The sequence below is a fragment of the Paenibacillus sp. LC231 genome (assembly GCF_001860525.1).
GTDB lineage: Bacteria > Bacillota > Bacilli > Paenibacillales > Paenibacillaceae > Paenibacillus_AQ.
In genome coordinates this window covers 261,353-275,070 of record NZ_JFOM01000053.1, presented here as the reverse complement: position 1 = coordinate 275,070, position 13,718 = coordinate 261,353, and the positions used below count along the sequence as shown (strand labels likewise).

At 49.4% G+C, this 13,718-nt stretch carries 12 protein-coding genes; 5 read left to right on the top strand and 7 right to left on the bottom strand.

Annotated elements, in window-relative coordinates; translation table 11 throughout:
- Nucleotides 1-76: 76 nt before the first annotated feature.
- On the bottom strand, nucleotides 77-1,060 hold the full coding sequence (locus tag AK95_RS28510; RefSeq protein ID WP_071223287.1) for a glycoside hydrolase family 43 protein: 984 nt from the start codon (nucleotides 1,058-1,060) through the stop codon (nucleotides 77-79).
- 125 nt (nucleotides 1,061-1,185) lie between these two features.
- Nucleotides 1,186-1,818 carry a nitroreductase family protein gene (locus AK95_RS28505; protein ID WP_071223286.1) on the bottom strand — a complete coding sequence of 211 codons (633 nt, stop codon included), beginning with the start codon at nucleotides 1,816-1,818 and terminating at the stop codon, nucleotides 1,186-1,188.
- Between the two features lie 178 nt (nucleotides 1,819-1,996).
- On the opposite strand from AK95_RS28505, the gene AK95_RS28500 reads away from it, so the two are divergent.
- Nucleotides 1,997-3,343 carry an aminotransferase-like domain-containing protein gene (locus AK95_RS28500; protein WP_071223285.1) on the top strand — a complete coding sequence of 449 codons (1,347 nt, stop codon included), beginning with the start codon at nucleotides 1,997-1,999 and terminating at the stop codon, nucleotides 3,341-3,343.
- A gap of 34 nt (nucleotides 3,344-3,377) precedes the next feature.
- Nucleotides 3,378-3,752 (top strand): winged helix-turn-helix transcriptional regulator, encoded by a 375-nt coding sequence (locus tag AK95_RS28495; protein ID WP_071223284.1) that lies wholly within the window; start codon nucleotides 3,378-3,380, stop codon nucleotides 3,750-3,752.
- A gap of 68 nt (nucleotides 3,753-3,820) precedes the next feature.
- Here the strand turns inward: AK95_RS28495 and AK95_RS28490 are convergent, their stop codons facing one another.
- A complete protein-coding gene (locus AK95_RS28490; RefSeq protein WP_071223283.1) occupies nucleotides 3,821-4,897 on the bottom strand; it encodes an SDR family oxidoreductase in 1,077 nt (358 codons plus the stop codon).
- 267 nt (nucleotides 4,898-5,164) lie between these two features.
- Nucleotides 5,165-6,520, bottom strand: a complete 1,356-nt coding sequence (gene mgtE, locus AK95_RS28485; RefSeq protein WP_071223282.1) for a magnesium transporter — start codon at nucleotides 6,518-6,520, stop codon at nucleotides 5,165-5,167.
- A gap of 214 nt (nucleotides 6,521-6,734) precedes the next feature.
- Between mgtE and AK95_RS28480 the strand changes: the two genes are divergently transcribed.
- Nucleotides 6,735-7,655, top strand: coding sequence for an aldo/keto reductase (locus AK95_RS28480; protein ID WP_071223281.1), 921 nt, complete (start codon nucleotides 6,735-6,737; stop codon nucleotides 7,653-7,655).
- Between the two features lie 127 nt (nucleotides 7,656-7,782).
- On the opposite strand, the gene AK95_RS28475 is transcribed toward AK95_RS28480, so the two are convergent.
- Nucleotides 7,783-8,709 (bottom strand): NAD(P)-dependent oxidoreductase, encoded by a 927-nt coding sequence (locus AK95_RS28475; protein WP_071223280.1) that lies wholly within the window; start codon nucleotides 8,707-8,709, stop codon nucleotides 7,783-7,785.
- A 185-nt stretch (nucleotides 8,710-8,894) separates the two neighbouring features.
- Here AK95_RS28475 and AK95_RS28470 point away from each other — a divergent pair, with 185 nt between their 5' ends.
- Nucleotides 8,895-9,851: a 3'-5' exoribonuclease YhaM family protein gene (locus AK95_RS28470; protein WP_071223279.1), complete on the top strand. Its 957-nt coding sequence runs from the start codon at nucleotides 8,895-8,897 to the stop codon at nucleotides 9,849-9,851.
- A 109-nt stretch (nucleotides 9,852-9,960) separates the two neighbouring features.
- Here the strand turns inward: AK95_RS28470 and AK95_RS28465 are convergent, their stop codons facing one another.
- Both AK95_RS28465 and AK95_RS28460 read right to left on the bottom strand, forming a co-directional pair.
- Nucleotides 9,961-11,424 carry a sensor histidine kinase gene (locus tag AK95_RS28465; protein WP_071223278.1) on the bottom strand — a complete coding sequence of 488 codons (1,464 nt, stop codon included), beginning with the start codon at nucleotides 11,422-11,424 and terminating at the stop codon, nucleotides 9,961-9,963.
- Entirely contained in the window at nucleotides 11,421-12,110 is a 690-nt protein-coding gene (locus AK95_RS28460; RefSeq protein WP_071223277.1) for a response regulator transcription factor, read from the bottom strand. The genes AK95_RS28465 and AK95_RS28460 overlap by 4 nt, the downstream gene beginning before the upstream one ends.
- 336 nt (nucleotides 12,111-12,446) lie before the next feature.
- On the opposite strand from AK95_RS28460, the gene AK95_RS28455 reads away from it, so the two are divergent.
- Nucleotides 12,447-13,655, top strand: coding sequence for a DUF418 domain-containing protein (locus tag AK95_RS28455; protein ID WP_235613241.1), 1,209 nt, complete (start codon nucleotides 12,447-12,449; stop codon nucleotides 13,653-13,655).
- The last annotated feature ends 63 nt before the right edge of the window (nucleotides 13,656-13,718 follow it).

The following is a 13,718-nucleotide window of genomic DNA, read 5'->3' as shown; positions in this document are numbered from 1 at the left end:
GACAGCGTAGGAGCGGTACACAAAATGAAAAGAAAAAGCCGGACTCCACATCTTGGAATCCAGCCTTTCTCTTGCCTTATTTGCCGTACGGGTCAATCGTCTGAATGGTGCCGTCATCATTATAGGTCAGCTCGGTAAACTTGACGCTGCGTTTGTTGTCCGCTCCGCCGGAAAGGGAGCTGTCATGGTAGAAGAGGTACCATTTATCCTGGAACTGAACGATGGAGTGATGGGTCGTCCAGCCGATTACGGGGGTTAGAATCGTGCCTTTGAACTCGAAAGGCCCCGTTGGACTTTGACTCGTGCCGTAAACGATTTTGTGTGTTGAGCCGGTGGAATAAGAAAGATAGTAGGTTCCGTTGTATTTATGGACCCAAGGTCCCTCAAAATATCTTCGCTCTTCATCCCCTGCAACGATCGGGTTCCCCTTCTCATCCACGATGGATATTTCTTGGGGCGCCTCCTTAAAAGTAAGCATGTCGTCGCTCAGCTCAGCGACCCGCGGTCCGATGGCAGGCGCGTCTGCGGCAGGCCCTTCCGCATCCGGAATGTGCGATCCGGTCTGCCATTGTTCCAGCTGTCCGCCCCAGAGGCCGCCGAAGTAAATATAGGCACGGTTGTCGTCATCCACGAAAACGGCGGGGTCAATGCTGTAGCTGCCCGAGATGTAATGAGGCTCCGGTTTAAAGGGGCCGTAAGGAGACGAGCTTGTCGCTACGCCAAGACGGAAAATATCGTCATGATCCCTGGCAGGGAAGTATAAATAGTAAGTGTCGTTCTTGAAGGCAGCATCCGGTGCCCACATTTGCTTCTTGGCCCATGGCACATCCTTCACATGAAGAGCTTCGCCATGGTCCACGCATGGAGCATCCACATTCTCCATCGAGAGAACATGGTAGTCTTCCATGTCATACTGGTCGCCGTTATCATTGTACGTGTTCTCATGATCCAGGTCATGGGATGGATAAATATAAATTTTACCCTCGAATACGTGGGCGGATGGGTCTGCAGTATAGATATGGGTTACGATCGGTTCGTTAGGCTGTACGGGCTTGTTCATCACGGTTCCTCCTTGGATCATCACATTGTAAGCGCTTGTATTCATTTTATCAGACGTGATCCTCTCCAAAAACCTAATAAAATTAGGTTTTTCACCTAAAAATATTAGATCTTTTTGGATTGCCATTAGAAGTGATTCCAAAAGACCGTCTCTTCTAGGGGTAAACGGGTTGAAGGATGAGCCGGTACGGACTTCTTACCGATCGCAACCAGCATAACGGGAATCAAATGGCGCGGAACCCCGAATGCTTCAATAAAGAGGCTTGAGTTGTATCCGCCCATCGGGCATGAATCAAGACCGCGCGCCCTTGCAGCCAGCATGAGCTGCATGGCGGCCATGGAGGCGCTCCGTATCGCTTCTTCCCGGGCAAGTTCAGGCGCATTGGTGTAGGAATTCATTATTTGCCGGACCAGATTCGTTTTGACCTCATCTGGCATGAATCCCGCCTGAACCGCTTGGTCATATATCGCTTCAGCATGTTGATGGGCCTGCAGGTTTCCCAATATCGCGATGATAGCGGAGGCTTCAACGATTTGCTTTTGTCCATATGCGATGGGTAACAGTTTGTCTTTGGTGGCCTTATCTGTAATGGCAAGATACGTCCAATGCTGCAGATTCCAGGCGGAAGGTGCGGTACTCGCGATCTCTAGCATTTCTTTAATCTCTTCATGGCTGAGGTTGTGTTGGGGGTCAAAATGTTTTACCGCTTGACGTTCACGTACGGTAGTTAAAAAATCGGCATGCGAAATGGATGGCATATGAATCAGCTCCCTATCGTAGTTATCTTCATTCTTAAGGCCGGGAAGGTGTTCCCAACGCAGCGAACGGTTACTTGAATATAGGATAATGATGTGTTCGAAACCATTCCCTATTTCGACAACTGTACCGATACAGTGGTGAGATCCTGTATAATAAGAGTCGCGAGGGGGCGGGATCATGAAAAAATATTTATCCATTCTTACCGATATGGAATCGAAAATTCAGGAAGGCCAATATCGTTCAGGGCAGAAGCTGCCTTCCGTTCGAAGTGCGGCACAATCCTACGGGTGCAGCATTAGTACGGTGATTCGTGCTTATACTGAGCTTGAGAAACGGCACGCCATTTATTCGGTTTCGCAAAGCGGTTATTATGTAGTCCAGAAAGATGGGGATTCGAATAACATGGATAAGAGTTTGATTGATTTTGCCTCGGCTTCTCCGGACGTGAACGTATTCCCGTATCTGGATTTTCAGCATTGCCTGAACAAGGCGATTGATACCTATAAATATGAGCTGTTTACCTATGGTGATCCGCAAGGAATGGAGAAACTGCGCCGCACCCTGGTCTCCCATTTGGCAGGAGCTCAAGTGTTCACTTCCGCGGAGAGGATTATGATTACGGCAGGCGCCCAGCAGGCGCTTGAGATTTTGACGAAAATGCCGTTTCCCGGCGGAAAGTCCGTCATTCTGGTCGAACAGCCCAGCTACAATAATTATTTGCAGCTGTTGGAGAGTGAAGGAGTGCCCGTTATCGGAATCACCCGCACTGCAGCGGGGATTGACCTGCAGGCTCTGGAGGAGCAATTTCGATCCGGACATATTAAATTTTTCTATACGATGTCGAGATACCATAATCCGCTGGGCAACTCCTACAGCGCAGAGCAGAGAAAGGCCATTGCTAATCTGGCGGCGAAATATGACGTTTATATCGTGGAAGACGATTATATGGCTGATCTGGGCGAGGAACGGGGATATGATCCCATATATGCCTACAACCGAACATCGCATGTGGTGTATTTGAAGAGCTTCTCGAAGATTATTTTCCCCGGATTGCGCCTGGGAGCCGTCGTCCTGCCGGAACGTTTGCTCGATACGTTCCGTGCTTTTAAAAGTTATGGGGATACGTCGCTGCTGTCCCAAGCAGCGCTTGAAATTTATATTAGCAACGGAATGTATGAACGGCATAAACAGAAGATTTACAGCCAGTATGAAACCCGAATGCAAGCCCTGAATGCGGCGGTGCAGCGATACGAGGGAGCCGGATGGATTGAAGCCGTACCTGGCGAAGGCGGCATATATAAGCTGTTTAAGCTGCCGCAGACCGTTAACCTGGAGCGGTTGATCAGGCGGCTGAAAGAGCGGAACGTTCATGTGGTGTCCGACAAGCTGTTTTATCTATCTGACAACCTTATTCGCGAGAAGTTTATACGTATCAGCATTTCCAGAGCACGATTGGATCAGATTGAGGAAGGGGTTCGTGTTATAGTGGAAGAAGTAAAGCGGGAGGTCGGAAGTCACTGGTAATGCCATATCGTGGAACGAAGGAGCGAGGCTTTTCATGGAGTATAAGGAAAAAGTGTACAACACCGCGGTCGAAGCTACGCTTGAGGTCATTGGCGGAAAGTGGAAACCTGTCATTCTCTTTCATCTTACTTTCGGTAAAAGACGAAATAGCGAATTTTTAAGCCTGATTCCCCAGATCACGCAAAAAATGCTGACACAGCATCTGCGGGAGCTGGAGGAGGAGGGCATTATCGTACGAAAAACGTACAACCAGGTTCCACCCAAGGTGGAGTATGAACTGAGCGAGTATGGCTGGAGCTTGAAGGAAATTCTCCATTTAATGTGCCGATGGGGCGATATTCATATCGAGCGAAAATATGGCGAGTCCGCAACCGTTCTGGAAAAACCGGTGCTTGAGGAAACGCGTTAACATGCAGGAAAAGAGCCGGCTATACACCCGTATAGCCGGCTCTACTTGTGCTATTCGAAAACAGAAACTTATGGAATGACCTTACGCCGCCGGAGCTCGTCAAAGATATTCATGAACATGGCCTCCGTATCGACATACTCATGAAATCCGAAGCGGCGGGCCTTCGAACCGTCTGCAAAGAAATCATAATCCCATGAGAACACAAAATCACCGAACTTCCAGGAGGAAACCTCTTGATACGTGTGCTCCGCAAGTCCATGCTTCTCAACCATACGATTCCAGACCGGCTCTTTATCCGCCATGACAACTTCCAGATTCATCTGCAGAGGCGGTGCGGTTTCCATCTCAAAATACTGCGCAATCTTCGGCCATAACTCGTTCCAACGGAACAGGTCCCCATTCGTGATGTTAAATGCTTGATTGGCGCATCGTTCATCGGTTGCGGCCCATACTGTAGCCTTCGCGAGCAGATCGGCATCGGTCATCTCCAGCAGACTGTGATAGGCCCCCGGCTTACCTGGAAAACGCAGAGGTATGCCGAGCTCTTTCGAAATCGAGGCATAGACGGCAATGACCATCGCCAGATTCATCGGATTTCCAAGGGCGAAGCCGCTGACTACGGATGGACGCAGGGCTGACCAGGTCCAGGTTTTGCCTTGCTGCCGCTCCTCAAGAAAGTTCTGCTGATCGATATTGAATTCTGGCGGCATATGGTTTGCATCCGTCTCCCGTGCTGGCGTTTTGAATGGACCGAGATGAGCGCCGTATACCTTGTAGCCCTGCATTAGGCTGACATGCTGCAGGTTAGCAGCAATGGGCTCAATAGCTTCCACAACATGAACGAGCATTGCCAGATTCGGGGCAACGAGATCGGCCCAAGTTGGCCGGTCCTGATAGGCGGCATAGAAGATGTGAGTTACTTCCGATAAGTGACTTAATTTGGCGACCGTATCCTCGCGATCAAGTAAATCGGCCGATAGATAGCTTATACGTTTCGTGGATTCGCCGCCTCGGCGCGATACGCCGACGATATTCCAATCGGGAAGCGTCGCAAGGTATTCGATGAGGTTGCGGCCGATCACCCCGTTGGCCCCTACAACCAATGCCGTCTTTTGCGAATGATGTGAACGTTGATCTGTATTCATATATTCATCTCCTAACGTCTTGTTCTTGATTAATGTCATTTTGCACGTTAGGGTTCGGCTTGAGAAGTACGCACTTTGAAGTGACCTAGTCACTTTTTGGTAATGTTTAAGTAAGGCAACCCTTTTTTGCTAAGGAAATATGATAAACTCACCATATAATTAGGACAACAACGTGCAACCTGTATGCTTATATCAAAAGCGGCATAATGTGGCTAGGTGCACACACAATTTGGCCCGTAAACCAAAAAAGAAGTAGCTCATGCTCGGCTAAATGTAAGAAAGAAACAGGGTGGCGATACCAAAGTAGATGACAAGCGACAGGATATCGTTAATGGTTGTAATCAGTGGACCGGAGGCCACAGCCGGATCGATCTTGAATTTGAACAGAATGAGGGGGATGATGGTGCCGGCCATCGTGCCCACGATGAGTGTTGCAATCAACGAGCTTCCGACCACAAGCCCCAGATAAAGATTGCCCTGCCAGAAGTAGGCGATCAAGGATATCAGGATCCCGCATGTGACCCCGATCATCAAGCCGACCTTCAGTTCTCTCGCTAACAGCCGGTACACCAGCGACTTGGTCATTTCTTTCGTAGTCAGGCCGCGTACAATAACAGCTAGCGACTGCGTGCCAGTGTTGCCGGTCATTCCGGCAATCATGGGCATGAAGAAGGCTAGCGCCACAACCTGTGCCAGCGTCTCTTCAAATCGGGAAATGATCGTTCCCGAGATCAGACCGATGAATAAAAGCAGGATCAGCCACGGTAATCTTCGAAAGGCGGCAACGGTTGCTTTGGTGTTGAAGTCAATGGATTTGCCCCCGGTGGCGTTCATTTTTCGAATATCCTCATCGGCTTCCTTGATGACAACGTCGAGAATATCGTCAACCGTAATGATGCCTACAAGTTTGTTATCCTGTTCAACGACGGGGATAGCGACCAAATCGTATTTTTGGATTATCTGCGCGACTTCCTCCTGATCGGCATCCACAGGTACGGACAGTACCCGGCTGTGCATGATATCCACCATATATTCATCCGGTTCGGCCAAGATAAGACCACGGTAGGACACCACGCCCATCAGCTTCTTGTCTTGGTTTATGACGTACAGATAGTTGATCGTTTCCGAAATGGAGACGTAAGTTTTCAGCTTCTGGACGACCTCTGATACGGTGTAATGCTGGGGAATCCACACATAACGATTGGTCATGATTCGGCCCGCAGTTTCCGGCGGGTATTTCATCAGGTTCAGGACAAATTGGGATTCCTCGTCCCGCATTCCCTTGAGGAATTCGTCTTTCTGCTCGGGTGACAGCTCATCCAGCAAAATGGCGAGGTCGTCGTTATCCATCAAGTCCAGGATGATGGCCGTTCTTTCTTTGCCCAGCCTGCCCAAAACTTCGATCTGCTGGTCATGCTCCATTTCCTGAATCATATCGGCCAGCTGTTCCTCGTTCAGAAACTGCAGAAATCGAGTTTGGTCCGCATCGCCGAGATGGCTATGTATTCTGGCCAGGTCATAAGGAAGAAATTCATCGATCATTCGCTGAAAGTCATTGGGTGTTTTTGCTTTCAGACTCTCTATAATGTCCGGCATCCATTGCTCCAGTGTCCGAGTATTCACGCCGACAATCCTCCTTTCTGATTCCGTTCTATAATAACGAAATGATTACGTATTATAGGGTTCACCATAACGACTTATTATTAAACAATCCGGATACGGCGAGTGGATGAAAATAAGGGAATGGACGAGAAAAAAGAGTCCGCAGTAAGAGTTGCAACCGGTTGCAATTTCACATAAGATATAGGCGCACAAATCTAAGAGAAGGGGTGAGTATATGAAATACAGACGTCTTGGAAAAACCGATCTGAAAGTATCGGTAGTCGGTGTGGGAACCTGGCAGTTTGGCGGTGATTGGGGGAAGGATTTCAACCAAAAGGAAGTCGACGCCATCTTAACGCATGCGAAGGAGCTCGGAATTAATCTGTTGGATACAGCCGAATGTTATGGTCCTCATCATATGTCTGAGAATTTCATCGGTGATTTCTTGTCGCGTGACTGCCGCGAGGATTGGGTCATTGCCTCGAAGTTTGGTCACCGATGGCATGAGCAATGGGAGAACGCTTGGGATGCGAAGCAGATCCGAATTCAGCTGGAAGAGTCACTTAAAGCGCTCCGTACCGATTACATCGACCTGTATCAATTCCATTCCGGCTCGGATGAAGTGTTTAACAATGATGACATGTGGACGATGCTGGACAAGCAGGTTCAGGCGGGAACGATCCGTAATCTGGGCATATCCATCGGAAGCAACAGAAATATCTATCAAACCGACAAGGCTGCGGAGGTGAATGCCAAAGCCATTCAGGTCGTGTATAACCGTTTGGACCAAGCTCCGGAGGAAGAGGTCTTCCCTTCATGTTTGAAGCAGGATCTTGGCGTCTTGGCGCGAGTTCCGCTTGCGAGCGGGTACTTAAGCGGAAAGTACAAGCCGGGAACGGTGTTCAGCGACAATGTGCGCAAGAATCGTGACCAGGACGAGATCAATGCCAAGCTGAAGCTTGTGGAAGAGATCAAGCAGAACGAAGTGCCGGAGGGCGTGAATATGGCCGAGTGGGCCTTGGCCTGGTGCTTAAAGCATCCGGCTGTCAGCTGTGTCATTCCCGGCTGCAAGAGCGTGGAGCAGGTGGAGACGAACGCAAGAGCCGTTGAGCTGGATTTGGTCCAAGACGACCATCCGGGAGCGTGGAAACCTTAGTACAGCCCAGACTCGAGTGCGAATTGGGCGATGTTAGAAAAAGCACCTGTAGAGGTGCTTTTTCTTGTATCATCCACATCCGGCCTGCCAACCGGCAACCATCCGCTTCGCAGGCCGGAATCGAAATTTAGAGATGACTCGTAGAAGCACGGGATGGCTCAATGACATGATCCGCGGGCTTCATGAACGTTTCAATCAGGCTGGTAAAGCTGTCCCCGCCACGGCCGTTGGCCAACCCCCGTTTAAAGATCTCCAGCACGGCTTCTGGCAGTGAAGTGTCAATTCCTGCGTCATGTGTGGTATGGACGATATGCTCAACGCTGGCAGCGCCCATGGCAAGCCGATCCACGTCACCCGGATATTCTCCTGCATCGATGCGCGGCGTATAGAACTCGATGAATTGCGGCAGCGATGCCATCGTGCTGATCGCATGAGACTTCAATTGCTCGGCTGTGATGCCGTTAGCCTTGCCTACTGCAACAGCGTGCAAATAACTGAGCATCCCCGTCCAGAACATATCCATTCCGATCTGATAATATAGCGCGGCGAGCCCAGGATCTTCACCCCGATAATCCGTGCTCGTCAGCACTTCAAGCAACTCCTTTTGTGACTCGAAGACATCCAAGGGTCCGCTGTAAAAGGTGAACGACTCCGGCTTGCCGATTCCCGACGGAGGAACCTGCACACCGCCTGTGAGATGCGAAGCGCCATGTCCGGCCAGCCATTTGGCTGCTTCCCGGGCTTTCTCCGGGGTATCCGAGCTTAGATTAACGAATACCTTGCCCGCGAGAATGTCTGAGTCGTTTTCAAGAATAGCGTACATCGCATTGTAATCCGTAAGACTGAGAATGACTACCTCGCTTGCATTCAAGGCTTCCTTGACTGTGGACGCTCTGATCGCTCCCTGATCAATAAGCTCATTGGCTTTACTGGCTGTGCGATTCCACAATGTGACCTCGTAACCGTGATTCAGTAACGTGCGTGCCATGGCTTGACCCATCGGTCCCAGGCCTATGATCGTCACTGATGATTGACTTTGCGTATTGTTTTTCATTTTGAATTATAGCTCCTCTCAATAAGTCTAACCCCATGCTAAACGATGACACTGGTGTCAAAGTCAACAGCTGAAGTTTGGCTAATGATTCTGTGATTTTGCAGAGCGAATATTTCAGTGTAATAGACTCATTGCACGGGACTTTGTTATAGTTGACTTAACGGGATTTTTTGGGGAGGAACCAGATGAAACCTATTAATAAACTTAGCGTTCAAGATGATTTCGTTGGATTTTACTTGCTGAAGGAATTAAATATGAGACAGACCAACGGCACGCCGCCGAAAGATTATTTTGACATCATTCTCTCGGATGCGAGCGGCCAGATCTCGGCCAAGTACTGGGATGTAACCATACAGGATAAAGAAACGTTCCTGCCGATGCAATTAGTCAAAATCCGGGGAACCGTGCTGAGCTACCGGGATCAGCCTCAAGTCAAAATCAGCCGAATCCGTAAAGCAACGGATGAGGACGGCGTTTCCTTAACCGATTTTGTGAGGGCTGCGCCAATCCGTCCCGTGGATCTGCTACACACGATCAAACTTACGATGAATGAGATTACGGAACCGCAGGTACGAAGCATTGTGCAGTATTGTGTGTCGAAGGTGGAAGAGAAGCTGATGCATTATCCGGCTGCCAAAACCTATCATCATGCCTATTTTGCCGGACTTGCCTATCATATTGTCCGCATGCTGGAGATTGGCGATTTCATCTGCAAGCAGCGGCCGTTTCTGAATCCGGACTTAATTAGGGCGGGCATTATCCTTCATGATATCGCAAAGCCGGAAGAGATGATCGCTCAGATGGGCATTGTTACGGACTACAGCAATCAGGGAAAATTGATCGGACATATCGCCCTGGCATCCAATTGGATCGTGGAAGCGGCCATACAGAACGACATCGCGCTGGATTCCGAAGTGGTATTGGGACTACAGCATCTCGTACTTTCCCACCATAACCTGGGAGAGTGGGGGAGCCCGGTTCAGCCGCAGACGGCTGAAGCCGTCGCGCTGCATCATATCGATCTGCTGGATGCCAAGCTGCAGATGGTAGAGGATGCCCTGGATACGACACTTGAAACGGAGCCGTGGACACCGATGATCCGCGGACTCGACAATAAGGCGATTTATCGACTGAAGGTATAAGGATTGCTTGAATACGAGTAAGAAAAGAGAGTGCCTTTCATAAAATGAGTGAGGCATCCTTCGATCCAATGGATCATGGAGGATGCCTCTTCGATATGCTTGGAAAAGTTTAAGGTTCTTGGCTCGATATCGGTATGGCAAAGCGCACCGTTGCCCCGCGAGGCGGGGTGTTCTCGGCAGAAATATGCCCTCCATGATGCTGAATGAGAAGTTTGGCGATATACAGCCCCAAACCGGAATGGCCTTTTTGTCTGGAGGATTGATGATCCCCTTGATAAAACTGCTTAAATACCTGCTGCAGATCCTGCTGCTGCCCAAAGCCTGCTCCATTATCCGTAACAGCCATCATCACCTGGTCCTCGGTGATTTCGATCCGCCATAGAATCTGTCCGGCTTCAGGAGTATATCGAATGCTGTTCGAAACGAGATTATCCAGTACCTGCATGATGCGATAGGGATCCAAGAGGACGGGCTTTTTGTTCAATCGATTATCGTTGAGCTCTGTATGGAAGGTTATGTTGTGATTGCCGCATAAAGCGGCATATTCCATGGTTTTATCATCTGCTAGTTCTTCAAGATCCACGGGAAGCGGCTGAAGCCGAAAAGAGACCTTCTCAATTTCCGCGATGGTGTTCATATCCTGAAGGAGCTTCGAAGCACGTGTCGTGTTGCGTTTGATGACTTGAAGATATTGCGATCGTTTGGCTTCGTACGATTCCCCGTTCATCTGCTCCAAGCCCTCAACATGTCCTTGAATAATCGTAAGCGGTGTTCGAAGATCGTGAGCGAGAGCCGCAAACATGGTGCTTCTATCCTGCTCCAATCTCCATTCCCGCTCGATGGATTGCTCCAGCTCTTGACGCATGTCCTCAAAAGCATGTGTAAGCCGGTTAACTTCCGTTATTGACGATGTCCCTGTCATCGAAAAGTGTAAATTTCGCTCTTTAATCTGCTCGGCTCCTTGCAGAAGCTGCTGCAGCGGAGTGCTGATCTGTCGGCTGAATCGCCTTCCGAATATTAGCGTGAACAAGATGATGTACAGAAAAGGCGTCAGAACAAAGATGAGGGACCCGATGGTTACCAAGGGATTCAGCTCCGGATTGGATGCCGTCACCTTCAGGTTATATCCAAGCAGAAGAGCCCCTGCAAGATTTCCGTCACTGGAGACAACCGGAGTGTATTTCACGACTTGATTCATGCTTCTATGCGTCTGGTTCAAGCGTGCCAGTATTTTCTGCCGGCTAAGTGATTCGTTGAGAGGAAGATCACCATATAGGGGTTCGCCAGTAAGGGACACTACCAGGTAGGACATGCCCTGCGAGGGAATCACCTTTTCCAGTTCGGCTTGTCCCTGCTTGCTCATGACAGAATCGCCCCGGGCTTCGGCGTACTCCGAAATTACAGGGATCTGAGCTTCATAATGATTGGCCGGGAACGCGATGTCATGGTTGAACAAGTATCCAAGCAGCATCGCGAGCAGTCCCCAGGTTACAAGCGTAGCCAGCAAGCTGCAGGCCAGGATCGAGGCGAAATGGCGGGCGAACGTGTTTTTGATGGAACGCTGTTTCATCATTTGGGATCCCACTTGTAGCCAATGCCCCATACGGTTTGAATATAGCTGCGGTCCTGTGCGTGAGCGGCCAGCTTGGCCCGTATTTTCTTAATATGCTCGGTGATGGTGGAGTCGTCCCCTTCAGCGTCAAATCCCCATAACTTCTCGTAAATCTGCACTCTGGAAAAGACCTGCCCCTGATGCATCGCCAGCAGTTCTAAGATCTGATACTCCTTATTCGTAAGAGCGATGTTGTGCCCGTTGCAGGTAACGGCATGTCCCTTGCAATCGATCGTCAGGGCTGGGAAGCGCAGGATGCCCTGTTCTTTGTGCGTGCGGATTCTCTGTTCTCGCCGCAGATGGGCATGGATACGGGCTTTTAATTCAGCAAGGCTAAAGGGCTTGAGCAAATAATCGTCCCCGCCGGCAGCCAGCCCTCGAATTCGGTCCACTTCACTTTGGCAAGCACTCAAGAACACAATGGGACACTGCGTCCTTTCCCTAAGCTGCTCGCATACCGCAATGCCGTTCATATCAGGCATCATTACATCGAGTATGATCAGGGACGGCTGCTGTTTGCTCTGGATTAACGCCTCCTGTCCACTTCCGGCAGTCAGTACCTGATAGCCTTCAAGCTCCAGCGCGTCTTGTATAAAAGAGAGGATTTCTTCTTCATCATCGACTAGTAGGATCGTTTCGTTTGCCATATCTATTACATCCTCCGAGAAGTCCTAGTTACGAATTTCTTAATAGTTTACTTGAAAATTCTAAAGAAAGGATAAGGAAATAGGTCTTAAATTTCAGTAGCTATAGCATCACTTCGCATGCGGATCATTCTTCCGATCGCTGTTGCCCCCAGATTTCTATCAATCTATTAAAATGTTGAAATCCGGGTGCAAAGGCGACCGCTTATCGCTTCTCCAGAACGATTCCGCCTGCTCCGTTGAAGTATGGATACTTCATAAGTTCAAATAGCTGAACTTTTCTTTATCCTTTCTTTATGATTGTACCTTAACCTGAAGGCACATTGATAAGGAGGTACGATGATGGCAACGAATTCACAGCCAAGAATAAGGCTCATTGACAGCTTGAGGGGATTTGCACTATTAGGCATTTTTTTGGTGAACATTACGTTTTTTACGACATCGCTGCAAACCATTTCGTTCGGGGTTGAATTATGGTCAGGCTGGTACAATGAAGTCCTGATGCTGCTGCGCGGAATTGTAGTTGACGGCAAATTCATATTGATTTTCTCTTTCCTGTTTGGTTTTGGCATGGTCCTGTTACAGGAGAGCAGTCAGGCAAAAGGACGAAGCTTTAACCGCATCTATACTCGAAGGTTGACGGCTTTGCTTCTAGTCGGTCTGATCCATGGAATTCTGATTTGGTACGGAGACGTTCTGACCCACTATGCACTCATGGGTTTTCTGCTGATGCTGTTTCAACGCTGCAAGCCAAGAACGCTGCTGGTCTGGTCGCTATCCCTGCTGCTGCTCGTTCCCGTCCTGCTGACGGGAGCAAGTCTGCTGAGCCCTTCGGCTGGCCAGGTCTTTGAGCCGTTTAGCCAAGCGGATGCGCATCAGATAGGTATTTATTTCCAGGGGCGGGACGCAGCCATATACGGAGAGGGGACGATGGCCCAGATCATCGCTCAGCGGCTGAATGATTACATCGGCTCCATCTTGAATATGGTGGTCTTCTACCCCCAAGTATTAGGGATGTTCCTGATGGGTGCCTACTTCTGCAAGCGTCGTATTTTGCATGAGGTTCAGAAGAACCGGAAAGGGATCATCCGATTAGTTGTCATTGGAGGCAGTTTGGGTCTTGGCCTTCAACTTGTGATGTCGCTAGCGGATGGACTGCCATCCTGGTTCGAGGCGGTCGTTTTATTCGTTGGAGGACCACTCTTGACACTGGGCTATACCGGAGCGTTTGCACTTTTATACCAGAATAAAACGTGGCAGAAGGTGCTGAATTTATTTTCTTATCCCGGAAAAATGGCCTTCACCAACTATTTGCTTCAATCGATCCTTTGCGGATTGATCTTTTACAGCTACGGATTGGGGTGGTATGGGAAGATCGAACCGATCTGGCAGATGGTGATGGTTGTCGTCATTTTTGCTCTGCAAGCAGCCTTCAGCAGAGTCTGGTTGAAGCGGCTTCCGATGGGACCATTCGAATATATCTGGCGCCTGTTTACGTATTGGGGCAATCCGGTGCAACAAGGGCAGAAGGTGAATGTTCGACACTGACATGAAGCACGCTCTATTAAACTTCACTGCATCAAAGCAACCAAGCTTTAAATAAAACTCTTG